The following is a 23,072-nucleotide window of genomic DNA, read 5'->3' as shown; positions in this document are numbered from 1 at the left end:
GGATTAGACACTGAATTAGGTATTAATTTAAACAAAATGGCTTCTAAGTGCTGTAATCGTTGTATAAAGGAAGTTGTATAAAGGGAAACATGCTTTATGAGTACGCAAAATTTACTAATTATCGGGCAAGGTGATATTGGCCTACCAGTGACCAATAAACTCGCCCAAGATGGCTATTGTGTGACTGGGCTGGCTCGTAGTGAGCGCGAATACTATGATTTGGTAGATAGTGCAGATTTTTTGCAGGCTAATGCGTTGACTTTGACTGCTGAGCAGCTACAAGCATTTACTCATATTGCGATTATCGTCACCCCTGACGAGTATTCAACCAGCGGTTATCACGACAGTTATCTAGCGATTAGTCAGCATTTGGCAACGCTTGCTCCACAGCTTATTAAACTTGAACGTGTGGTATTCATTTCTTCTACTGGTGTCTACGGTCAGGACAATGGCGAATGGATTGATGAGCATACTGCACCTGTTACGCCTGCGCGTGAAGCCTCAAAAGTTATATTGCAAGCAGAGCAAGCGCTGCAACAAGGCTTCGGTGATAAAGCCATTATTATTCGCCCCAGTGGTATCTACGGTCGCGAGCGCTTAATGCGACTACGTAAGGCTCGTGAGTCAGATAAAGATCCAGTGCCAGCTGAGCATTGGAGCAACCGCATCATGGATCGCGACTTGGTCAATATTATCGCCAAAGTGTTGACGATAGAGACACCAAAACCTGTCTATCTAGCGACGGACTATCGACCTGTTACTACGTTTGAGCTAGGGGCTTGGCTTAGTGAGCAGGTTGGCGAGACACCTCCTACTATCGATAATACAAAAACCTCAGTGACAGGAAAACGCTTGCACAGCAACATTCCGTTAGCTTGGCTTGATTATGCTGATTGGCAAACAGGCTACCGAGATATTTTAAATCATCAAAAGTAAGCCTTTAGAGTTAAGCCCTAAAGAGTAAAATAGCCCTTGGTATAATCGTTCTTATTTATTTTCTAGTCTATGGAGATTTCATGTCCCAGCCTTCTACTTCTGATGACCGTTTGTCTCATGCTAATCTGGCAACAGAGGGCGGGCAGCTGGCAGAAGGTCACGTCCGGAAAAAGGCTGAGCAATCGTCTATGCTAGCTGATTCACAGCAGCCTGCGATCGTACATCCTAACTTTGATCCCAAGCAATCTCCTCTTGATCCTGCCAGACCATTAAGTGATATTCCTGAGCCTGCTCGTCGCCTGAATGGTCAACTGCGTAGGCTTTATGGTAACTCGACTCGGTTCTATCAGCCCAATGCAAACAGCTTATCGAAATGGTCGCTGATTGCCTCAGAAGCGCTGGCTGAGCATTTATCATTGCTGAATGCGGCACAGCTTATCGAATTGCCGGATAGCTTTTATCAGAATCATAGTGAGCAGCCACTAATATCGACATTATCGGATATGACATTATTAGATATGTCAGATATTCAACAGGCGATTCGCGCTTATCCAAAACTGAACCGTTACGGGTTTTTGCCTACTCATAGCGCTACAGGAGTTGAGTCAAACAACGATTCAGATAATGACTCAAATAATTACAGAAAGGCTGAGAAGCTTGTATTATCTATGCGCGCATTGACCAAACGTTATAATCCGGATGAGCTACTAAACAGTCTGTATGCCGACGATTGGCAAGTGATACTACAACCGCAGCAGTTTGAAACAGGCCAGGGCAGTTTGGCCACGGATATCATGGCATGTAGCGTGGCTGTCCATGCGCTAAAGCAGTGTAGTACCCGTAAGAGTATCAATCATAGTTATAGCGCCGCAGAAATTTGTCAGTATGTGCGTAGCTATTTGCTGAGTCAAATCGTTTGTGAGCCATCGCAGCGCCACGCATATCGTCAGATTCGACTATTTGCTGGTCATATTATTGTTGCCGCTTATCATTTGGGCTGGGAGATACAAGTCCGAGCAGATGGACAAAGCTATTTTGATATCTCGTCGCGTAGTGGTTTGCTGACTCGCTATGCCAATATGCAGGATTATGCGATCAATGGTTGGTCAAGCTGATCAATAATGCGTACAATAATGCAAATTTTTTGCCCCCTCTTTTTGCTGATAGGAATGTCATAATGTCTCATGTAACACGCCCTCAAGACCCTACGTTTTCATCTCATCAATTTATTCAACTGGCTCTCGACAACCAAGTGCTCAAGTTCGGTGAGTTTGTCCTAAAGTCTGGTCGTATCAGTCCGTACTTTTTTAATGCAGGCTTGCTTGCGACTGGTGAGATGTTGTCGTTACTAGCACGTGGTTATGCAGATGCCTTAGCTGAACAAATAAGTGCAAATAATGGCGATAATGAGCAAGAGCTGGTCATCTTTGGTGCGGCTTACAAAGGTATTCCTTTTGTCGCAGCGACGGCGCAAGCGTTATGGCTACATCATGGCATTAATGCCAAATGGGGCTATAACCGTAAAGAAGCCAAAACTCACGGCGAAGGCGGAAATTTGGTAGGTGCTGACGTAACCGGCAAGGCCGTTTGGGTGCTTGACGATGTCATCACAGCGGGTACAGCCATGCGCGAAGTGGTCGAGATTTTAGAGCAAGCAGGCGCAAGCGTTGCTGGTATTATCGTTGCACTCGATCGTAAAGAAAAAGGTCAAGCCGAGCACTCTGCTATCCAAGAGCTTGCCGCGACACTAGAAGTGCCTGTACGTGCATTGGTCGATATCGATGATTTGATCAGTTATTTAGCTGATGACCATGGTGCACAAAACGGCCAGCATAAAGACGCGACCCAGTTAGCCAAAATGCAACACTACCGTGAGCAGTACGGCGTATAGTTGGGCACTGATGTTGTTTAATCAGTTTGTTTCATATCAACAATATAACGTAAGTGATTCTTATCATGAGCCAACAAAAACAAGAAAAGTCGCTAAAAATACTCGTTATTATGGATCCGATCGAGCGGGTTAATTATAAAAAAGACACCAGTCTCGCTATGATGTGGGCCGCTCAAGACCGTGGCCATCAGCTCGGTTATTGTCAGATTCATGACCTGTGGTTGGACCGTGGTCAGTTGATGGTTGATACGCAGCCACTGACAGTAAAGCGTGATCCTGCAGATTTCTATACATTGGGTGATAAAAGCACAGGGCCAGTCGCCGACTATGACGTGATTTTGATGCGCAAAGATCCACCGTTTGATATGCGCTTTATTTATGCCACTTATATGCTCGACCATGCCAAAGCAGCAGGCGTACTCGTGGTCAATGACCCACAGGCGATTCGCGACTGTAATGAGAAGCTATTTGCGACGTGGTTTAGCGATTATATGAGCCCAACGATTGTGACTAGCAAACAAGCACATATTCGTAAGTTCATCGCTGAACAGCAGGACGTCATCGTCAAGCCACTAGATGGTATGGGCGGCACTGGCATCTTCCGTTTAACTGCTGATAGCCCAAACATTGGAGTGACGTTAGAGGTACTGACTGAGCTTGAGACTTTGCCTATCATGGCGCAGCGTTATTTGCCAGAAATCAAAGAGGGCGACAAGCGCGTATTAATCGTCGATGGAGTCGTGGTAGATTATAGTTTGGCTCGTATTCCAACCAAAGGCGAGACCCGTGGTAATCTAGCAGCTGGTGGTAGTGGTGTTGCCATGCCATTGACTGATATTGAACGTCAAGTAGCAGAAGTTGTGGCACCAATCGTCAAAGAAAAAGGCCTAATGTTCGTTGGTCTAGACTTGATCGGTGGACGTATCACTGAGATTAACGTTACTAGCCCAACGTGCGTACGTGAGATTGATGACCAATGCGGTACAGATATCGCGACCGACTTTATTATTGCTATTGAGAATAAATTTACTGCGTAGCTTTCGCTATGTTCAGGAAAGTTTTGAGTTAAGGAGTATTCTGACTACGTAAAACCCGTATTTTGAGGGTTTGTTAGTCATTAATTTTCCTTACCGTTTATTAGCATTACACGACGCCAAGCTATGACCGATCATGGCTTGGATTTTTGTTATTTTTGCTGCATAAAGTACTGTATATAAGACAATGATTTCCTCTATACTATGCGGGCTTTGGCTAGGTCATTATTTTTCATAATTGTTACCGCCGCAGTGAGATAAACCCTTCATATAAATAAAGTAAAGATAGGCAGGCGTTCATGAAAACACCGCATATATTGATGATGGCAGCTGGTACGGGCGGGCATGTTTTTCCAGCGCTTGCAGTGAGCGACGAGCTGACCCAGCGCGGTGCAGTGATTCATTGGTTGGGAACGCCAAATGGTATGGAAAACGGTTTGGTTGAGCCAACAGGTTATCCCTTTCATGCTATTAATATGCAAGGGCTTCGTGGCAAAGGCGTTGGTCGATTATTGAAGCTACCAATGACTCTGTTGTCCGCGACGATGGCAGCTGTAAAAGTGATTCGCAGTAATCAGATTGACGTGGTTGTTGGGTTCGGTGGTTATGTCACTGCACCTGGCGGTATCGCTGCGCGTATGACTAATACGCCTTTGATTATCCATGAGCAAAATGCCATCGCTGGCATGAGCAACCGCTACTTATCTAAGCTGTCGACCAAGACATTACAAGCGTTCGAGAACACCTTTGCTAATAGTCAGCAAGATGCCAAGCTTGAGACAGTGGGCAATCCTGTGCGTAATGCTATCACTGGTGTCGCAGAGCCAACGGTACGCTACGATGTAAATGACAGTTCACCGCTTAAACTGTTGGTAGTAGGCGGTTCACTTGGCGCTCAGGTATTAAATGATACAGTACCAAAAGCATTAGCATTACTAGATCAGCCGTTTGAAGTCTTACACCAGTGCGGACGCAACAATGAAGCAGCCACGCAAGCGGCTTATAGCGCACAAGACCTAAACAACCATCAGTTTACTGTACAGCCCTTTATCAATGATATGGCTGCAGCTTATAACTGGGCAGACATCATCGTTTGCCGCGCAGGTGCATTGACCGTGACGGAAATTCAAAACGTCGGCATCGCCGCTATTTTTGTACCGCTACCGCATGCAGTGGATGACCATCAGACGGCTAATGCACGCACGCTGACCTCACATGAAGCTGCAATTTTATTGCCGCAGTCAGAGTTAACTGCCAAAAGTCTAAGTGATGAGCTCGGCGCACTCAATCGAGAGAAGTGCTTAGCGATGGCGAAAAAAGGCCATGCATTGGCAAATCGTAGTGCGAGTAAGCAAGTTGCTGATATCATTTGGCAAGCGCTATAGTCTGTCATCTATACCCTCATTTGAATTTACTAAGTTTTATTGACCTTTAATAAAGAGAGATCCTTATGCCTACCTCTGCGAAAGCTCTACCTAAGCGTTTGATTGAAATACCAGAAATGCGCCGCATTCAGCATTTGCATTTTATCGGTATTGGTGGCTCAGGCATGTGCGGTATCGCTGAGGTGATGAACAATCAAGGCTATCAGGTCAGTGGTTCTGACATCGCAGAAAGCTTGGTGACTAAGCGTCTACAGCAAATCGGTATTGAGATATCGATTGGCCATGACTCCAAAAACATTGCCAATGCTGACGTTATCGTTGTCTCATCAGCGATTGATCGTAGCAATCCTGAGGTGAAAGCGGCACTTGAAGCTCGCCTGCCAGTAGTACGCCGCGCCGATATGCTTGGTGAACTAATGCGTTATCGTCATGGTATCGCAGTTGCTGGCGCGCATGGTAAAACGACAACGACGAGTTTGCTCACCACAATGATGGCAGAAGGACAGCTAGATCCTACCTATGTTATCGGCGGTAAGTTAAATGCGTCAGGCAAAAATGCAGCATTGGGTAGCAGCCGTTTCTTGGTAGCAGAGGCTGATGAGTCTGATGCATCGTTCTTGTCATTGCATCCGATGGCCGCGATTGTGACTAACATCGACCAAGACCATATGGAAACCTACGAAAACAGCTTTGATAAATTAAAAGCCGCCTATATCCAGTTTCTACAAAACATGCCATTTTACGGTTTGGCAGTGGTCTGCGGTGATGATCCGGAGCTGTATGCGATGATTGATGATATTGGTCGCCCTGTACTGACTTTTGGTCTTGAGCCTTTTAATGATGTGCAAGGTGTTGATTTAGTGACTGAAGGCACTAAAACCCACTTTACCGTATTGCGCCGTGACCGTGAGCCATTACGCCTGACGTTGAACATTCCTGGTACACATAACGTTTATAACGCGCTTGCTGCCATCACGATGGCGACTGATGAAGGCGTTGATGATGCAGCGATTGAGCGTGCCCTGCAGAAATTTGAAGGCGTGGGCCGTCGTTTTGAGCAGCATGCCTCTGTCGATATCGATGATGGTAATGTCTTATTGATTGATGATTATGGTCATCATCCAAAAGAAGTCGATGCGACCATTAAAGCCGCTCGTCAAAGCTTCCCTGATCGTCGTTTAGTGATGCTATTTCAGCCGCATCGTTATAGCCGTACCCGTGATTGCTACGATGATTTTGTAGAAGTGCTATCGAGCGTTGATGAGCTATTATTATTAGATGTTTATTCAGCAGGTGAGAGCCCGATTACGGGCGCTGATACCAAATCACTAGCTCGTAGTATCCGTTTGCGCGGTGAAGTTGAACCGACTATTATTGATAAAGACAATCTAGCTCCTGTTATGCAGCGTTTATTAAAAGCCAACGATATGCTGATTACCCAAGGCGCTGGTAATGTCGGGCAGATTGCTATCGATTTGGCTGCCAATAACCTTTATATTAAGTAAGCTAAAATTTAGGGACAATCCTCATGACAACTGATAATAAAGACAATAATAGCACTCAAAATGCAGCTATCAACGATACATCTTTAGACACGACGACTCATGCAAAAGATGCCAGTCAATTTGGCAAAGTAGCCGTTATTTATGGTGGCAGTAGCAATGAGCGTAGCGTGTCTTTGGACAGTGGTGCGGCAGTATTACAAGCGCTCCAAAACCAAGGCGTTGATGCCACTCACTTTGATCCAAAGCATCAAGACATTACTGAGCTACGCAAATTCGACCGCGTGTTTAATGTGTTGCATGGTCGCGGCGGCGAAGATGGCTTGTTGCAAGGCGTATTACAGTGGTTTGACATACCGCAAACAGGCTCAGGTATTCTAGCTTCTGCACTAGGTATGGACAAAGTACGTACCAAGCAATTGTGGCAAGGCTGCGGCTTATCAACTGCACCATTTTCATTATTGACAGCTGATACTGACTGGCAGCAAGTGGTTAATATGTTAGGTCTGCCACTTATCATTAAACCAGTTCATGAAGGTTCGAGCATTGGCATGACCAAGGTCAACCACCTTGACGAACTGCCTGCTGCTTATGCAACTGCAGTGGAATGTGGTGATGCGGTGATGGCTGAGCGCTGGATTACAGGTCGCGAATTTACGATTGTGATTATCGATGACGAAGCCTATCCAGTGATTCGTCTCGAACCAGCTGATATCACTAATTTCTATGATTTTGAAGCCAAGTACAATCGTAACGATACCAGTTACTACATCCCCTGTGGATTGAGCGCTGCTGATGAAAAGCACTTGCAAGATTTAAGCCTTGCGGCATTTCGTGCAGTAGATGCAAAAGGCTGGGGGCGTATTGATGCTATGCAAGACGAAGCAGGCAATTTTTGGTTGCTCGAAATCAATACCGTGCCAGGTATGACCAGTCATAGTTTGGTTCCGATGGCGGCCAAAGCTCGTGGATTAGATTTTGATGCACTATGCTGGCACATTTTGGCGCAAACGCTATAACTGTTAAATCAACTAAATTAAGCAGATAGTGACGGCTCTTTGTGTCACTAGAGCTGCTACACCACAGCTTCATGTAAACTTGTGTAAATTCGCTGCTACTAGTTGGTGTTTGGCTATTGTTTGAACATAAAATACGTTAATATTGTAAGAATAGGTCTATTTCGGTGATATTTATGTTGTTTTATGAATACAGCTGATAACTTATTCATAATTTAAGAAAAATGTTACGTTTAAATCAACGTAATCGCTGTATATAAGCTATATTTTTAATAAAATTTGATAACATATCAACTTAATAAGCTTCTGCCAAAAATACGCAGATTTATATCAATAAATAGCATGATCAGTTTTATGCAAATATAGGGACAAAGGTCGTTATGGCTCAAACTGTCAACGAGGTAACTGACTTGATGAGTGATACAGCCGGTCGCCCAAAATCTAAAATCCAAGTACCGGCAACGGTAAAGTATCTATTTATGGTACTGGTCTTAGGTTTGCTAGTGCTAATATTAATGATGGGCGGCAAAGCGCTGCGTGATGCACCGCCAGCAAATATTTATGTCAGTAATCAAGGTTTGTCTGCTGCTCAATATCGCTCATTACAAGACGTGATGGAGCAACAGCAAGTAAGTAGCTTTTTTACTTCTGATTTGCAAACATTACGCGACATTACGATGGGCTTAGCTTGGGTAGACCAAGTGAGTATTTCTCGTGATTGGCAACGCGGCATCGTCATCAATGCATTACCCAAGCAAGCAGTTGCTAATTTTGGTACAGAACGTTTGGTCGATGCAAAAGGCGCTGTATTTGTTCCTGCTGATAGTAGAGATTTAACACAAGAACGTTTTGCGACCTTACAGGGTGAGATGTCTCAAGCGCCAGTTATTATGCAACAAATGCAGCAGGTCAATGATTGGTATGCACCGCTTGGTATGCAGGTCGACGATATCATTCTGTCACCGAGAATGACTTGGCTAATCCGCTTTGACAATGGATTACGTGTGATTGTAGACAATGAAAATACGGCGCAAAAACTACTGAATTTAAGCCAGTTGCTTGGCAATCAGTTAAGTACGCGTCGAGATGAAATGCAGTCTGTAGATTTACGATACAAAAATGGCTTTACCATCGCTTGGAACGTAACACAGAGTGCTGAATCAGAATAGCCTAAGTAAGCACTACATCTATACATAACCGATGTGAGCTAATACGGTTTATTTAGTTTGAAGAAAATATGTACAACATCATAGCGTATTAGTAACGCTTTTTTTAATGATTTAATAGAAGAGCATCACTTGCTCTTCTATTTAGCGATAATTTGTCTGGTACCATGAAAAATAATGAAAATCTGGTTGTTGTCCATCTAAGTGCCACGGCAGTATATGTCGTCATAGGCAATGTTGTCTCTGCAAAAGACATTCGTATTTTGGGCGTAGGACAAGTTAAAAACAGCGATTTTTATCAAGGTCAAATAAAGCATCGTGAACGTCTGCAAGGTGCTATCAAGCAAGCCATTCAAGAAGCAGAAGACACCGCTAACTGCCGTGTGCATAGTGTTTGGTTAACGCTTGCGACCCCTGAGCTATCTAGCAAAAACAGTGCTGGAGAGGTCAAAGTAGAAGATGAAGTTGTACGTGCCCAAGATATGGTACAAGCATTGGCTAATGCAAAGTCGCGTGATTTATCATCTGACTATTATTTGATGCATTGCTGTCAGCAAGGTATCTATGTCGATGAGCAAGACTTTATGGTGGATGATGTCATCGAGATGATGGCACACAATATCACCGTGATGTACCACATGATGATGATGCCTGTTGCCAGCCGTCAGAATATCCAAAAGCTATTGCAAAGTTGTGACGTCGGCATTGATCATATTGTTTTCGATGCAGTGACCAGCGCTGAGTATAGTTTGATGACTGAGGAACGTCAGCAAGGCGTTTGCTTAGTAGATATTGGTGCTAGTACGACCAGCATTTGTGTGTATAAAGAGAATAAGTTGATTTTTACACATTGTATAGCAACAGGCAGTCATGAAGTGACAATGGATATTTCAGCTGATTTTGGTATTTCCATGATTGAAGCTGAAAAGCTGAAGAAGTCTCATGGTACAGCTGATGTCAATAGTGTCGATCCAAGCGCCTTCTTTTTGTTCAAGCCTCAAGGATCGGGCGACGAAATAAATATTGGTATCTATAACTTGGCACGTATTATTGAAGCTCGTTACGTTCAGATATTCACTGAAGTAGCGCGTCAATTACACGAAGCAGGTTTGATAGGCTATATCGATAAAGGGATTGTGTTGACTGGCGGCGGTAGTACGATTAAAGGTATGATACCCTTTGCCAAAAAGCTACTAAAAATGCCTGTTGTATTGACCAATACCCATCCTGCTATCAGTGCTTATAATCATTTTGATAATGATGAGTCATTTAAGCTACTTAATAGTCAAGTGAATGACCGTGCTTATCAGACTGCTTTTGGCACATTGTTATATAGTCAGAGTGAGCAATTCCGCCGTAGCGAAAAAAGCGAACCTGAAGCGATTCAAAACAATCGTGTATCAGGCGTGTTTCGGAGTGCAGGTCAACGGTTTGCAAACGTTTTAAAGAAAATATTATAGATCTGTTTAACCTCATATCTAGAGCATTCATACATTATGGAATATCTCTAAGTTGGTTAAACAAGAAAATAAAGTAACATTGCGAATAAATTAGTTTTAAAAATAAAGTATTAAGTGATAATGACATATTATTGTCTATACTGATCGATTTTAGCCATACCCTGTTTTATTTAAATACATTTATATATAGTATGTCGATAGCGCGCCACATGAGTGCGTTACTATGTATCGACTTACACGCTATCTGCAACTGGAGAATCTTTTTTATGTCAAAATACACCATGCCAGATGATAATCAGCTTCAAAACAATGGCCAAGCAAGCTTCACTGTATTCGGTGTTGGTGGCGGCGGCGGTAATGCAGTTGAACATATGGTACAGCAAGGCATCAGAGGTGTAACGTTCGTTTGTGCCAATACAGATAAACAAGCACTAGATCGTCTTACTGCACCGCACAAACTGCAATTAGGTGCAAAAACGAACCGTGGTCTAGGGGCAGGCGCAAATCCAGAAGTCGGTCGTGAAGCAGCAGAGAGCGAAGAAGAAGCGATTCGCGCATTGCTTGAGCACTCGGATATGGTATTTATCACTGCTGGTATGGGCGGCGGTACTGGTACAGGCGCAGCGCCAGTTGTTGCTCGTATTGCGAAGGAAATGGAAGTGCTGACCGTTGCGGTTGTGACCACGCCATTCAAATTTGAAGGTGGTAAGCGTATCAAAGCTGCTAAAGCAGGTATTGAGCAGCTGACTAACTTTGTCGACTCAATTATCACGATTCCAAATGATAAGTTGATGAGTGTATACGGCAACATCTCTATGCAAGATGCTTTTAAAAAAGCGGATGATGTATTGCTGCATGCCGTTCAAGGTATTGCGGAAACCATCGCTAGCGAAGGTATGATCAATATTGACTTTAACGATATCCGTACGGCAATGACTGCGAAAGGTCATGCGATGATGGGTATTGGCCGTGCCAGCGGTGATGATCGTGCGCGTCAAGCGACTGAAAAAGCCATCAGATCACCACTACTTGATGATTTGCGTTTAGAAAATGCAAAAGGTCTACTGGTTAACGTTATTTCCTCAGAGTCATTGTCACTAGATGAAATGAGCAAAATCAGTGCAATAGTCGAAGAAATTACTGATATTGACGACGCTCATATTTTCTACGGTTCTGTGATTGATGAAAAAATGGGTGACGACTTACATGTAACTGTCATCGCAACTGGCTTAACGTTAGATGAAAACGCAGGTCAAGAGCCAGAAGTAGTAGAGCAGCCAGTACCTTCTGTTAATAGCACGCAACCTGTTGATCCTAACGTGCATACCAGCGCTTTAAATAGTCAGAAGCAGTTACAAGCTCAGCAGCATCAAGATACCGTTGCACGTCCTAGCGCAAGTGCACCTCAAGAGCAGCCTAAGACGAAAACAAATAGTATTCAAGACTATTTAAAGCGTCAACAGAATAAATAGTACTTCTAATTTACTGTGAGTAAGAAAAAGCCAGCGTTTTAACGCTGGTTTTTTTGTGGTTAAGGAAAAATGAAACGTCTTGTATAAGAAAAATTATGACAATTTTCTATGTAATCTATATGTATATGATTGTCGAAACGTATATGAGCCTCATTGTTTTATAGCATTAGGTAGGCCATATAAAGTAAAAATCAGCAATAGAATATTGACGATAAGTGTTATCAATCAAGGAGATAAGAAAATTAGCGCTTTTTATATATAGCGAATAAGGGGTCGGTAATGGTACACTATGTCATTTGTAACAAAATATGTGAGAAGACAACCATGAACCAAAGAACCATAAAAACAGCAATAGCCGTTACGGGTACTGGTCTACATAGTGGTCAGCCTGTTGACTTGGAGTTTCATCCACAGCCGATTGACACTGGTATTGTTTTCGAGCGCTCTGATATAGAAGGTAGTCAACCAATTCCAGCGAGTGCGTTTTTAGTACAAGACACGATGATGTCATCGAACTTAGTATTTGGCAGTACACGAGTGGGCACGGTTGAGCATCTGCTTAGTGCCATTGCTGGTCTAGGAGTAGACAATCTGTTAGTTCGTGTCTCTGCTTCAGAGATACCAATTATGGATGGTAGCGCTGCGCCTTTTGTCGCGCTCTTACTAGATGCAGGATTTTGTGAGCAAGAAGCGGCCAAGAAATTCATTAAAATTGTACGTCCAGTACGAGTAAAGCTAGAAGATAAGTGGGCAGAGCTACGTCCTTATGAAGGGTATGAATTAAACTTTGAGATTGACTTTGATCATCCTGCGTTTGATAAGAACTTTCAGCATGCACAGTTGCAGTTCTCTACACAGAACTTCATCGAACAATTAAGCACTGCGCGTACTTTTGGATTTTTACGTGATATAGAAGCGCTACGTCAAAATAACCTAGCATTAGGTGGCAGTATGGAAAACGCCATCGTTATCGATGATGCCAACATACTTAATGCCGAAGGCTTACGTTTTAATGATGAGTTTGTCCGTCATAAAATTTTAGATGCCTTAGGAGATTTACATCTGATTGGCTATCCAATTTTAGGTCGTTTTAATGCCTATAAGTCTGGTCATGCTCTAAATAATTTATTAGTACGTGAAATACTATCTGACGAAGATAACTTTGAAATTGTAACTTTTGATGACAATGTAACTTGTCCAATTGAGTATTTACCATTAAATGGCTTAGTAGTTGAAGGATAAATACAGGAATATACACGAAGTATCGAAACATTTACGCAATATTACATAGAGACGTTATAGTTACATTTATATAATATTATATATTATGAATATAAAGTCTATATTTTTTTGTTACTATGCTCTAGGCTAGAGCATATAAAAGCTTTAAACATTTTTTAAGTCATCCAACGTTTCTCTTTCTATAATGAATAGAGGCGCTGGATGATTTTTTTTGTCTATTGAATTACAAAAAGCTAGTATTCTCAATCTTATTTTAGGGTTCTGTTTACATAAGTTTACAATACGGTCTTCTTGTTTTTAGTGATTTATCAAACGCAAAAGGGCTTTTTTGAGACTTTCATCAGTGGTGACATGCTCAGCAGCCTGTGATATAGTCCGTTTTGTGTTCTGGCTAAGCGCCTGATTTTCATTGGCTTTACGAGAATTTGGTAAGTGCAGTAACGATGCTGATGATTGTTTAGATGAGTAATTATCAGTAGAGTTTTTAGTCACAACGACGCGAATTTGCTTGAGTTGTTTAAATGTAATTGACTGCTCTGTTAGTATTTGCAAATACGAGCTATGTAAATAGCGAATGTGATTTGCTGCTGTCATTGAGCTAACACTTAATATCAACTGCTCAGGTGTTAAGCCTACAACCCAACAGGTATTGAGTATTTCTTCAGGTAGACAGTCTACTAATAGCTCTTTTATCTCGCTGGTTGCTTCTATATATAGTCGCATGTTGTTAGCAAGGGTTTGAGGTAGCGCGCTACCAGCAAATGCTTGATGATCTATAAGCTGGGCAAGCCGATTAGGTTTTTTTTTTGACATCGTAAGTACTCATCTAATAGGTGACACACTCGATACTCATAACAGACATGCCAAAAGCAATATATAGCAGATGGCTTATAAGATAGTTGACTAGGTGGGAGGTACTACTGGCACTAGTCACTATTTGAAAAGAATGAACCGTTGTAATAGGGATTTTATCACGTCTATTTGATGATTATATCCTCTAAATTAATTGATGCTTCGTTATGGATGACGAGCAGACTTGTATTAACAATAGGTAGTAAATTTATGAAACAAGCTTTATTAATTTTGTCAGTATTGGGAATGGGTATCGCACAGACAAGTGGTGCTGCCGAGACAACCTTTCAACCAAATAATACCTTGAGTCATACCATCACAAATATCTCTACTTCTGCCAACTATGGTTCTAGTCGCAACATCTATAGCACTAACAGTGGTGCACATGTATATAGCAATGATGAAATCAGTCAAGCCATTGACAACCTAAGTGCTCATGCGAAGCAAAAAGAATATCAGCTAGCCTCACTTACTAGCCGCTTATCATACGAGCAGCGTCAGCAGCAAGCAAGTCGTATCCCTGATAGTAATTCTGCACCTGCTATTGCTGCAGCACGCGCATCACGAGTGGCTTTGTCTAGAAGCTCTGGTTATTGTGCCCGTTATGTACGAAAAGCACTACAGTCAGCAGGTTACGAATTTACGCCTAACCCTTCAGCCTATCAGTACGCCTCTCGTGGCACGCTAGCCCAAGCCGGCTTTACCAAGATCAGTAACGACATGGCACCACAAGTTGGTGATGTCGTTGTCTATAACCGCACGTCAAGCCGTCCACATGGCCATATCCAGATTTTTGATGGCAATGACTGGGTATCTGATTTCCGTCAAAACAGCATTAGCCCTTATAGCGGTACATACAGCTATACGACATGGCGTGATTCGCAGTATGTTGATGATGCATCAGATCGTGGTATCTACCTTGCGATGGCTGACAAATAAACATCGGTTAAATGAAGTAAGCATCAGTTAAATAGAACTAAGGTTTTCTCCAAGCTCAGTAATGCTCTTTATGACATTACTGGGTTTTTTTGTGCTTTGAATAATTATATCTAAGAATCGCTGTATTTAAATGAGTTCAGCTCATATAAACAAATCAAAGCTCAAATTTTGGCCAATAGTCGCGATTGTGAAAATCAGGCGGGAAGGCATGGCCCGAGGCAAAGTATAAGTCAGTTTTGCCAAACCATAAGATGACACAAGGATGTATTTGCTCGATCCTCATGTTTGCAATAGCGTATTGTTGATTTGGTAGCTGCGTTATAGGTAGGCTAAAGCTGCGCTCATAATGAGCAGGTGTCTGCACTGCCGTTAAAGTGCTAGATAGTAGGCTTGCTACTGTTAAGGATGTCAAATCCTTATGGTTATTCCAACCAATAGATACGCGCGTGGTTCCATCGGTCTCGTACAACGGTGCAGGCGGTAGTACCGCAGGGTTACGATAGCTCACAAATTGATAAAGTGCGTAACGACCATCAGGGTTAGCATTAATCTCTATATAAGCGGTTGCTTGCTGAAATGGTATCTTGTGCAGTTCTGTCTGGTCAGATGCCACGATATCTTCAGCATCAGTCTTACTACCATCAACCTCACTGCCAGCAATAAAACATTCAAGGCACGTTTCTTCCCATAGGTAATCAGTGAAATTTACTTGAGTTTGTTGCCATGTTGACCAATTGAGTTGGTTTGCTAGAATTTGGCTAGGCAGAGTCACTTCATAGGTCAGCACTAGTTGCAAAGCTGGCTGTTGGATGATCTCTGCACTTACTTTGATAGAGATATTCTCAAGCGCTTCTATAGACACGCCTAATTGCTGAGCGTCTTTTGCTATCGTCTCGGTGGCTATAGAGAGGTTAAAAGATTGGTTCATTATAAGTACATCTCGATGGTAATAATAAAGAGGTGATAGTGACAAGAGAAATCGTACTGATTAAGGATACTAATACTATAGGGTAAGTATAACCAAGACTATCGGAAAACATAAAAGCCGCGAGCAAGATGCGTCGCGGCCTTTGTATTTCATTATCGTTTGGCTATGATATAAGTGAGTATAAAACCCAGTCACTTAAGTCTAGTCGGGCATGACATATTACTGTGCGTGACGTGCTAGGTTAGACAGTTTTGGATTGGCATTTGGGTTTTTGCGTAGTAATAATGCCATACGACCAATAGAATGAACCAAAGACGCATTAGCCGCTTTAGCAAGTTCAGCGCCAACGATGTCACGCTCTTCTTTCGTGCCAGCAGGCAATTTCACTTTGATAAGCTCATGATCTGTTAGCGCGCGATCGATTTCTTCAGTAATGGTTGGGGTAATACCCTTGTTGCCGATCATAACGATAGGCTTTAGCTCGTGACCGATGCCTTTTAGACGTTTGATGGTAGCGTTATCGAGTTGCATAGAATTCCTAAGTGTTGGTAAAAATAAAAATGGTACTGTCAAAAACAGTTATTGATCATTATAGATAATCTGTGACCATCTTGCATGAGATCAGCAGGATTTTGCACGATTTTACGTGACGAAAATGTTAAACTGAATGTTTGGTACATTATAAACGCTACTGCCTTATAAAACAGTTATTTAACCAATAGAATTTGGTCAGTTTGCAACCAACCATGAATAAAAAATCTGATTAACACTGTATTTAGAATAATCCGCAACGGATTAATATCAGTCTGTAAGTGATAGAGCAATTAAAGCAGCTAGATTTAGTAAAGCAATAGGAGCAGGTATTTTGGCCACGCGTATCGAAAACAAAAAACTATCAAAGAGCAGCAGTGCTTGGATGAAAGAGCATATTGACGATCATTATGTGCAAAAAGCTCAAAAAGATGGCTACCGTGCCCGTGCCGCTTATAAATTATTAGAGATTAATGAAAAAACCAACCTGATCAAAAAAGGCATGACGGTCGTAGATTTGGGCAGTGCGCCTGGTAGCTGGTCACAAGTCGCTGGTCGATTGGTAGGTGATGATGGTATCTTGATTGCCTCTGATATTTTGGCGATGGATACCTTGCCTGATGTGACCTTTATTCAGGGTGATTTTCGTGAAGCTGAAGTGTTTGATGCCATTATGGCAGAAGTGGGTGATAGACAAGTCGACGTGGTATTGTCTGACATGGCACCCAATACTGCGGGAAATAGCGCTATCGATCAGCCACGTATGATGTACTTATGTGAGCTAGCAGTAGACTTCGCGCTCGCAACCTTACCAGAAGGTGGCGCACTTATTATGAAAGTGTTTCAAGGTGAGGGTACACAAGAATTACGCAAGCAGATGCAGCAGGATTTTAGTAAGATTCGTAGTATAAAGCCAGGTGCGTCACGACCACGCTCAAAAGAGATGTTTTGGATAGCGATTAAATAGTTTTAACATCAATAGGTTGCTACTCTTGTAAGCGTGAGGGTAAACCACCATAAAGTGTTATTATCGCGATATAAAAGATGCGTAAATTGTTAAATGAATAATCGTGAAACCTGCTTGAATTATGCGGGTTAGCACCACATATCATGGTATATTACCTTTGTTTTTAGCATACGTTTTAGGCAAAGTCGTCTGATAATAAGCGTTTTACAAGCTCAGTGATCGTATATCTATGTTTATCTCATAATGATTATTTATAAAAACAATTTTTAGGCTACCTATAAATCATATAAGTTTAATTTAGCAGTTTTTTATTATCGGGATATTCGTTAAAAATGAGCAATACGTTTATAGACGTCACGTGTTTAATAAACACACCAATAAGTAAGGGATGGGAATAACTAGTGAGCGACATGGTAAAAAATACCTTATTGTGGCTGGTGGTAATCGGCGTTTTGGTGCTGGTGTTTAGCGGCTTTGATCAATCCTCTGAGCCGGATAACCTTAACTACTCTGAGTTTGTGACCGCAGTGTCAGAAAACCAAGTAGCCAGTGTCGAGATCGACGGCGAACAGATCACCGGCGAAAAGAAAAATGGCTCATCTTTTGAGACCATTAGACCAGCTGTGTCAGATGACCAGCTCATGCCAATGCTACGTGAGAACCAAGTCGAAGTTCAAGGAACTGCACCAAAGCGCCAAAGTGTATTGATGCAATTACTGATAGCCAGCTTCCCAATTCTATTGATTATTGGTCTGTTCTTATTCTTTATGCGTAATATGCAAGGCGGTGCTGGCGGTAAAGGTGGCGGCCCAATGAGCTTTGGTAAATCGAAAGCGAAAATGCTGACCGAAGATCAAATCAACGTTAACTTCGAAGATGTGGCTGGTTGTGAAGAAGCTAAAGAAGAAGTCGTTGAAGTAGTTGAATTCTTACGTGATCCAGACAAATTTACCAAGTTGGGTGCAACGATTCCTCGTGGTATCTTGATGGTAGGTCCTCCTGGTACAGGTAAAACCTTGTTAGCGAGAGCTATTGCTGGTGAAGCTAAAGTGCCGTTTTTCTCAATTTCAGGTTCTGATTTTGTTGAAATGTTCGTCGGTGTTGGTGCATCACGCGTACGCGATATGTTCGAACAAGCGAAGAAAAGCGCTCCTTGTATCATTTTTATTGATGAGATTGATGCAGTCGGTCGTCATCGTGGTTCCGGTATGGGCGGCGGTAATGATGAGCGCGAGCAGACATTGAACCAGTTATTGGTTGAAATGGATGGTTTTGAGGGCAATGAAGGCGTTATCGTTATTGCTGCAACTAACCGTGCTGACGTGCTTGATAAAGCATTACTGCGTCCAGGTCGTTTTGACCGTCAGGTACAAGTAGGCTTGCCGGATATCAAAGGCCGTGAACAAATCCTAAAAGTTCATTTGAAAAAACTGCCAAACACAATTAGTGTAGATGCCAGTTCTCTTGCTCGTGGTACGCCTGGATTCAGTGGTGCACAGCTTGCCAACCTTGTAAACGAAGCTGCATTGTTCGCCGCGCGTCGCAACAAGACTAGCGTCGATATGAATGACTTTGAAGATGCAAAAGACAAGCTATATATGGGTCCTGAACGCAAGTCCATGGTGATCCGCGAAGAAGAGCGCCGTGCGACTGCATATCATGAAGCGGGTCATGCGTTAGTAGCTGAGCTATTGCCAGGTACAGATCCGGTGCATAAGGTTACTATCATGCCGCGTGGCTTTGCCCTTGGTGTCACTTGGCAGTTGCCTGAGCATGATCAGACTAGTATGTATAAGTCGAAAATGCTGAGCGACATTGCTATTTTGTTCGGTGGTCGTATTGCTGAAGAAGTGTTTATCAATCAAATGTCAACGGGTGCTTCGAATGACTTTGAACGTGCTACTAAAATGGCACGTGCGATGGTCACGAAGTACGGTATGTCTGATGCACTTGGTATTATGGTGTACGAAGATGACGATAACTCGCAAGGATATTTCGGCGGTGGTGGTCGTACCATCTCTGAAGCTACGCAGCAGAAGGTCGATGAAGAAGTGCGTCGTATGTTAGAAGAGCAATATGATATCGCTCGTGAATTGATTGAAGCCAACCAAGACAAAATGCATGCAATGGTTGATGCGCTGATGAACTGGGAAACTATTGATCGTGACCAGCTGCAAGATATCTTAGCAGGTGAAGAACCACGTCCACCTAGAGTTTATCAGCATAACGAAGTAAACTTATCGAAAAATGACGTTAAAACGACTGGTGCTACACCGCCACCATTACCAGCGATGTAAGTGCTAGCATATTCATGTTTTACGAAAAGCCCTTTATGATAAAGGGCTTTTTTATTGTCATCATTTTATTAATGGTTTAGAACCCTATAAGATTTACTGGTATCATAAGCATAGATAACAATAAATAGGGCGTGTTGAACATTCACAAATAGGCACTGCTAATCGCTAAAACCTTTCCAGACAAGGCATAAAGTGACGGTAATGCTCCAGCCTTAAATAGGTTTGCAACGTACTGCTTGTATGGATCTGGGGGCAGTTTTAGGCTCAGCTCTAATATTAACAGAAGAAAACAGGACTCTTTTTTGCCATTTCATTGTTAAAAATACACGCTTAGAATGACTAAACTTACTATTTTTAACGTCGAACTGTCTAAAAAATAGTCTCTGTCAGTGCCATGGTCGAATGTTCAACACGCCCTAAAACTGTATTACAAACTTTACTTGTGATGGATTATTCATGTCATTTTTCCAACCTTTACCCAAATATCAAATGTCTAGCCGTGATAAAACCTTAGATTTGTCGCAGCCACATGTCATGGGCATCTTAAACGTAACGCCAGATTCATTTTCAGACGGTGGGCAGTTTAACGCAGTAGATAAAGCCGTCGCTCATTGTCAGCAGATGATAAATGAAGGCGCTACTATTATCGATATCGGTGGTGAGTCTACTCGTCCAAATGCGCAAACTGTGGCGACTGATGATGAGATACAACGAGTTGTACCAGTGGTCCGAGCCATTCGTCAGCACTGTGGTGATGCCATTTGGTTATCGATTGATACTAGCAGTCCTGAAGTCATGCAGGCAGCATTTAATGAAGGTGCTGACATTTGGAACGATGTACGAGCACTGAAACGTACTGGTGCGGCAGAGCTGGCGGCTAAGCTTGATATACCAGTCATGCTAATGCATATGCGCGGTGAGCCAACGACAATGAATAATCTGGCACAGTATGACAATGTGATCGATGAAGTGCGTACAGAGCTGCTCGACCGTATTAACGAAGTAGTGAGCATCGGCGTCAAACAAAGCAATATCATTATCGATCCAGGTTTTGGTTTTGCTAAGAACTATGAGCATCACTGCGCATTGTTAAGCCAGCTGAGCAGCTTGCAAACATTAGGACTGCCAATGATGTTTGGCATTTCTCGTAAGCGGTTTTTAGCAGAAGTATTGACCAAAAGTGGTGCTGAAGCTGTGAGTACGACGCAAGCGGTAGAACGTGATTCGGCAGGAACCGCAGCTGGACTATTGGCCTTACAGCAAGGCGCAAGTATCATTCGTACGCATAATGTGGCGATGATGCAGCAAGCAGTGGCCTTATGGAGTCAACTGTCTGCATATCGTTGTTAATTTCATTCTACATGTCCGAATGCATAGTGAGATTTCAAGACTATAAATATTCTATACGCTATGCTTAGCGTCTATTTTTAAACTATCTAAACCAATAAAACTATCTCAGTTAATAAGAGTAAAACTATGACAAGTACAACTCAGCCAGAACCGACCAATGAACAGCGTCGTATCATTTATCAAGCTCGCCGCGGATTAAAAGAATTGGATTTTTATATTGATCCTTACGTCAAAGAGCTGTACCTGACAGCAGATGCTACTGAACAAGCAACATTTGCAGAAATGCTCACTCATGAAGACCCAGACTTGCTAGACTATTTTACCAATCAAAATCGTCCAGAAGAGGATGACATCTGGGCATTGGTCAATAAGATAAAAACATGGCGCCATACCAAAGACTTGGTTTAGGTCTTAAGGAACGGGTCAGTACAATATCTAACGTTTCCCATGGTACGCTTATATGACGCTAGTAACCTCGCTACGTATTGATACAGTTATCACGCATGCCAGTTATTTACGCGCGCTGCTATATGTAGCTTTGACTGGCGTTATGATGATATTGGCATGGTTTGCATCTTTGGCCTTATGGCAGTATTTACTGATCTTAATAGTCTCGGCAGCGGTCGCAAGTTATCTGATTATATCGAGACCAATCCTATTACATATTAGTCAGCCATCGCTCAGTCAGCGGATTGATAAAGAATGGCAATTATTGATACGAACGGGCCGCGGCGATGAGTTATGGCAAGCAGAGTTAGTCGATATAAATTGCTACCAGTGGGCGATGAGTATCGAGTTCAATATCGTTGAGCCTTATCAAAGATCGTTTTCGACTACTATATTCCGCGACCAAGTAAATTCTGAGCAATGGCGACAATTAAATATTTTAACCAATATCAGTAAGGGTAATGCTAGATAACTGGTTATCTACTGGTCTTAGACTTCTCCTTTTACGATGAAAAATCTCTACACGTCATAACAAAATAGCTATCTCAAAGGACAAAGAGGTTTGTTATATTAAAATCTGTTCTATTAAAAATAGAAAATAAAACTCGTAATTCTGCTATCCCGTTATTAAAGAACATATAGGTAGATATGAGGTTTCATAAATTTTAGCAGTATTTTTGTACTAAACAATACGATAAAAAGAGGAATAGATAATGAGCTTATTAGGGAATTTAGTGAGCCAAGTGGCACGTAGTGCAATGAATCCAGACGACGCTCAGCGCAATCCAGTTAACCAACGTACTGAAACACGGCAGACTGGCGGACTAGGTGATATTTTAGGTAGTGTGCTGGGCGGTGGCAGTCAGGCAGGTGGTTATAGCCCTCAACAAAATAGCCGTCAAGCAGATAATGGTTTTGGCTTAGATGACATCATTGGTGGTCTCACGGGCGGTAGTCAGCGCGGTGGTATGAGTTCAGGTGCTGGTGGACTCGGTGATATTTTAGGTAGTGTATTAGGTGGTCAGCGTACTAATAGTGGGTTTGGTGGTAAAGGTATGCTCGTTGCAGCATTGATGCCTATGGTACTTAGCTGGATCAAACGTAATGGTGGTTTGAGCGGTGCATTGTCGAAAATCACTGGTATGGGCTATGAAGGTCAAGCACGCTCTTGGATGAGTAATAACGAAGCAAATGATAATTTAGATCCAAACGAAATTAATCGTTTGTTTGATGAAAACGAAATTCAGCAAGTAGCCGCTCATACTGGTGCTAATGAAACTGAGGTAAGACAGGGACTTGCTGAGCTGTTGCCTGAGGTAATGAATCAGCTAACGCCTAATGGTAATCTAGATAATGAGTCTGAAGCCAATGAAGAGATAGATCAAATCATTAGCCAGCTATCTAGCCGTCTTGGTAATTTTAAGTAGTCTTTTATAAGTTAGGTTTCTATTCACAAAACCAGTTATCTTGATGAAAATCTAACAGAAAACTCATTATGAATTTATCTTTTAATCTAAATGGATATGTTAAAAATAGTAAACAATGGCGTAAGGATTCTATAAATCTTATAGAATAACTAGGACAATCACTTCAGTTATGGCAGTAACATGTGTCATCTTCAAAATCTTAAGGTAAAAAATCTTAAGGTAAATGTTCT

21 protein-coding genes are annotated in these 23,072 nt (G+C 42.3%); 18 read left to right on the top strand and 3 right to left on the bottom strand.

Translation table 11 applies throughout. From position 1 onward, the window contains the following. The first annotated feature begins 96 nt into the window (after positions 1-96). From ACS8FA_RS26265 to lpxC, 11 genes are all read left to right on the top strand, one after another. Positions 97-936, top strand: coding sequence for an SDR family oxidoreductase (locus ACS8FA_RS26265; RefSeq protein WP_439266834.1), 840 nt, complete (start codon positions 97-99; stop codon positions 934-936). 80 nt (positions 937-1,016) lie between these two features. Then, positions 1,017-2,051 (top strand): hypothetical protein, encoded by a 1,035-nt coding sequence (locus ACS8FA_RS26260; RefSeq protein ID WP_439266835.1) that lies wholly within the window; start codon positions 1,017-1,019, stop codon positions 2,049-2,051. A 62-nt stretch (positions 2,052-2,113) separates the two neighbouring features. Beyond that, positions 2,114-2,827, top strand: coding sequence for an orotate phosphoribosyltransferase (pyrE, locus tag ACS8FA_RS26255; protein WP_201568750.1), 714 nt, complete (start codon positions 2,114-2,116; stop codon positions 2,825-2,827). A 65-nt stretch (positions 2,828-2,892) separates the two neighbouring features. Beyond that, complete coding sequence (gshB, locus tag ACS8FA_RS26250; RefSeq protein ID WP_439266837.1) at positions 2,893-3,864, top strand: glutathione synthase; 972 nt, start codon at positions 2,893-2,895, stop codon at positions 3,862-3,864. A gap of 296 nt (positions 3,865-4,160) precedes the next feature. Continuing rightward, positions 4,161-5,246 (top strand): undecaprenyldiphospho-muramoylpentapeptide beta-N-acetylglucosaminyltransferase, encoded by a 1,086-nt coding sequence (gene murG / locus ACS8FA_RS26245; protein WP_439266838.1) that lies wholly within the window; start codon positions 4,161-4,163, stop codon positions 5,244-5,246. Positions 5,247-5,311: 65 nt separating this feature from the next. Continuing rightward, positions 5,312-6,751 (top strand): UDP-N-acetylmuramate--L-alanine ligase, encoded by a 1,440-nt coding sequence (gene murC, locus ACS8FA_RS26240; RefSeq protein ID WP_439266840.1) that lies wholly within the window; start codon positions 5,312-5,314, stop codon positions 6,749-6,751. A 23-nt stretch (positions 6,752-6,774) separates the two neighbouring features. Then, positions 6,775-7,767 (top strand): D-alanine--D-alanine ligase, encoded by a 993-nt coding sequence (locus ACS8FA_RS26235; RefSeq protein ID WP_218870011.1) that lies wholly within the window; start codon positions 6,775-6,777, stop codon positions 7,765-7,767. A gap of 377 nt (positions 7,768-8,144) precedes the next feature. Further along, positions 8,145-8,933: a cell division protein FtsQ/DivIB gene (locus tag ACS8FA_RS26230; RefSeq protein ID WP_439266842.1), complete on the top strand. Its 789-nt coding sequence runs from the start codon at positions 8,145-8,147 to the stop codon at positions 8,931-8,933. 164 nt (positions 8,934-9,097) lie between these two features. Then, positions 9,098-10,390, top strand: a complete 1,293-nt coding sequence (gene ftsA / locus ACS8FA_RS26225; protein ID WP_439266844.1) for a cell division protein FtsA — start codon at positions 9,098-9,100, stop codon at positions 10,388-10,390. Positions 10,391-10,656: 266 nt separating this feature from the next. Further along, positions 10,657-11,862: a cell division protein FtsZ gene (ftsZ, locus tag ACS8FA_RS26220; protein ID WP_439266846.1), complete on the top strand. Its 1,206-nt coding sequence runs from the start codon at positions 10,657-10,659 to the stop codon at positions 11,860-11,862. Positions 11,863-12,186: 324 nt separating this feature from the next. Further along, a complete protein-coding gene (gene lpxC, locus ACS8FA_RS26215; RefSeq protein ID WP_439266847.1) occupies positions 12,187-13,104 on the top strand; it encodes a UDP-3-O-acyl-N-acetylglucosamine deacetylase in 918 nt (305 codons plus the stop codon). A gap of 297 nt (positions 13,105-13,401) precedes the next feature. Here the strand turns inward: lpxC and ACS8FA_RS26210 are convergent, their stop codons facing one another. Further along, the gene (locus ACS8FA_RS26210) at positions 13,402-13,917 is read right to left on the bottom strand and encodes a hypothetical protein (RefSeq protein ID WP_439266848.1); all 516 of its coding nucleotides are present in this window, start codon (positions 13,915-13,917) and stop codon (positions 13,402-13,404) included. Positions 13,918-14,166: 249 nt separating this feature from the next. On the opposite strand from ACS8FA_RS26210, the gene ACS8FA_RS26205 reads away from it, so the two are divergent. Then, complete coding sequence (locus ACS8FA_RS26205; protein WP_261869011.1) at positions 14,167-14,895, top strand: CHAP domain-containing protein; 729 nt, start codon at positions 14,167-14,169, stop codon at positions 14,893-14,895. Positions 14,896-15,049: 154 nt separating this feature from the next. On the opposite strand, the gene ACS8FA_RS26200 is transcribed toward ACS8FA_RS26205, so the two are convergent. Together ACS8FA_RS26200 and ACS8FA_RS26195 are read right to left on the bottom strand one after the other, a co-directional pair. Further along, the gene (locus ACS8FA_RS26200; protein ID WP_439266851.1) at positions 15,050-15,823 is read right to left on the bottom strand and encodes a DOMON domain-containing protein; all 774 of its coding nucleotides are present in this window, start codon (positions 15,821-15,823) and stop codon (positions 15,050-15,052) included. A gap of 219 nt (positions 15,824-16,042) precedes the next feature. After that, complete coding sequence (locus ACS8FA_RS26195; protein ID WP_057761426.1) at positions 16,043-16,354, bottom strand: YhbY family RNA-binding protein; 312 nt, start codon at positions 16,352-16,354, stop codon at positions 16,043-16,045. Between the two features lie 334 nt (positions 16,355-16,688). Between ACS8FA_RS26195 and ACS8FA_RS26190 the strand changes: the two genes are divergently transcribed. The 6 genes from ACS8FA_RS26190 (at position 16,689) to ACS8FA_RS26165 (ending at position 22,842) form a co-directional block, all read left to right on the top strand. Beyond that, positions 16,689-17,321 carry an RlmE family RNA methyltransferase gene (locus ACS8FA_RS26190; RefSeq protein ID WP_057761424.1) on the top strand — a complete coding sequence of 211 codons (633 nt, stop codon included), beginning with the start codon at positions 16,689-16,691 and terminating at the stop codon, positions 17,319-17,321. A 401-nt stretch (positions 17,322-17,722) separates the two neighbouring features. Further along, positions 17,723-19,618 (top strand): ATP-dependent zinc metalloprotease FtsH, encoded by a 1,896-nt coding sequence (gene ftsH / locus ACS8FA_RS26185; protein WP_057761422.1) that lies wholly within the window; start codon positions 17,723-17,725, stop codon positions 19,616-19,618. Between the two features lie 456 nt (positions 19,619-20,074). Then, positions 20,075-20,968, top strand: a complete 894-nt coding sequence (folP, locus tag ACS8FA_RS26180; protein ID WP_439266854.1) for a dihydropteroate synthase — start codon at positions 20,075-20,077, stop codon at positions 20,966-20,968. 126 nt (positions 20,969-21,094) lie between these two features. Then, on the top strand, positions 21,095-21,376 hold the full coding sequence (locus ACS8FA_RS26175; RefSeq protein WP_057761419.1) for an FAD assembly factor SdhE: 282 nt from the start codon (positions 21,095-21,097) through the stop codon (positions 21,374-21,376). Between the two features lie 52 nt (positions 21,377-21,428). Continuing rightward, positions 21,429-21,887: a hypothetical protein gene (locus ACS8FA_RS26170; RefSeq protein ID WP_439266856.1), complete on the top strand. Its 459-nt coding sequence runs from the start codon at positions 21,429-21,431 to the stop codon at positions 21,885-21,887. Positions 21,888-22,128: 241 nt separating this feature from the next. Beyond that, positions 22,129-22,842 (top strand): YidB family protein, encoded by a 714-nt coding sequence (locus ACS8FA_RS26165; protein WP_102092773.1) that lies wholly within the window; start codon positions 22,129-22,131, stop codon positions 22,840-22,842. The last annotated feature ends 230 nt before the right edge of the window (positions 22,843-23,072 follow it).

The organism is Psychrobacter sp. 1Y1 (assembly GCF_051847395.2).
GTDB lineage: Bacteria > Pseudomonadota > Gammaproteobacteria > Pseudomonadales > Moraxellaceae > Psychrobacter.
The sequence above is the reverse complement of the archived record's forward strand: the minus strand, read 5'-3'. Positions and strand labels throughout refer to the sequence as shown.

Bases quoted from the DNA above. Each gene is read 5' to 3' on its own strand.
- ACS8FA_RS26265 (WP_439266834.1), top strand. From the start codon at position 97: ATGAGTACGCAAAATTTACTAATTATCGGGCAAGGTGATATTGGCCTA.
- ACS8FA_RS26260 (WP_439266835.1), top strand. From the start codon at position 1,017: ATGTCCCAGCCTTCTACTTCTGATGACCGTTTGTCTCATGCTAATCTG.
- pyrE (WP_201568750.1), top strand. From the start codon at position 2,114: ATGTCTCATGTAACACGCCCTCAAGACCCTACGTTTTCATCTCATCAA.
- gshB (WP_439266837.1), top strand. From the start codon at position 2,893: ATGAGCCAACAAAAACAAGAAAAGTCGCTAAAAATACTCGTTATTATG.
- murG (WP_439266838.1), top strand. From the start codon at position 4,161: ATGAAAACACCGCATATATTGATGATGGCAGCTGGTACGGGCGGGCAT.
- murC (WP_439266840.1), top strand. From the start codon at position 5,312: ATGCCTACCTCTGCGAAAGCTCTACCTAAGCGTTTGATTGAAATACCA.
- ACS8FA_RS26235 (WP_218870011.1), top strand. From the start codon at position 6,775: ATGACAACTGATAATAAAGACAATAATAGCACTCAAAATGCAGCTATC.
- ACS8FA_RS26230 (WP_439266842.1), top strand. From the start codon at position 8,145: ATGGCTCAAACTGTCAACGAGGTAACTGACTTGATGAGTGATACAGCC.
- ftsA (WP_439266844.1), top strand. From the start codon at position 9,098: ATGAAAAATAATGAAAATCTGGTTGTTGTCCATCTAAGTGCCACGGCA.
- ftsZ (WP_439266846.1), top strand. From the start codon at position 10,657: ATGTCAAAATACACCATGCCAGATGATAATCAGCTTCAAAACAATGGC.
- lpxC (WP_439266847.1), top strand. From the start codon at position 12,187: ATGAACCAAAGAACCATAAAAACAGCAATAGCCGTTACGGGTACTGGT.
- ACS8FA_RS26210 (WP_439266848.1), bottom strand. From the start codon at position 13,917: ATGTCAAAAAAAAAACCTAATCGGCTTGCCCAGCTTATAGATCATCAA.
- ACS8FA_RS26205 (WP_261869011.1), top strand. From the start codon at position 14,167: ATGAAACAAGCTTTATTAATTTTGTCAGTATTGGGAATGGGTATCGCA.
- ACS8FA_RS26200 (WP_439266851.1), bottom strand. From the start codon at position 15,823: ATGAACCAATCTTTTAACCTCTCTATAGCCACCGAGACGATAGCAAAA.
- ACS8FA_RS26195 (WP_057761426.1), bottom strand. From the start codon at position 16,354: ATGCAACTCGATAACGCTACCATCAAACGTCTAAAAGGCATCGGTCAC.
- folP (WP_439266854.1), top strand. From the start codon at position 20,075: ATGTCATTTTTCCAACCTTTACCCAAATATCAAATGTCTAGCCGTGAT.
- ACS8FA_RS26175 (WP_057761419.1), top strand. From the start codon at position 21,095: ATGACAAGTACAACTCAGCCAGAACCGACCAATGAACAGCGTCGTATC.
- ACS8FA_RS26170 (WP_439266856.1), top strand. From the start codon at position 21,429: ATGACGCTAGTAACCTCGCTACGTATTGATACAGTTATCACGCATGCC.
- ACS8FA_RS26165 (WP_102092773.1), top strand. From the start codon at position 22,129: ATGAGCTTATTAGGGAATTTAGTGAGCCAAGTGGCACGTAGTGCAATG.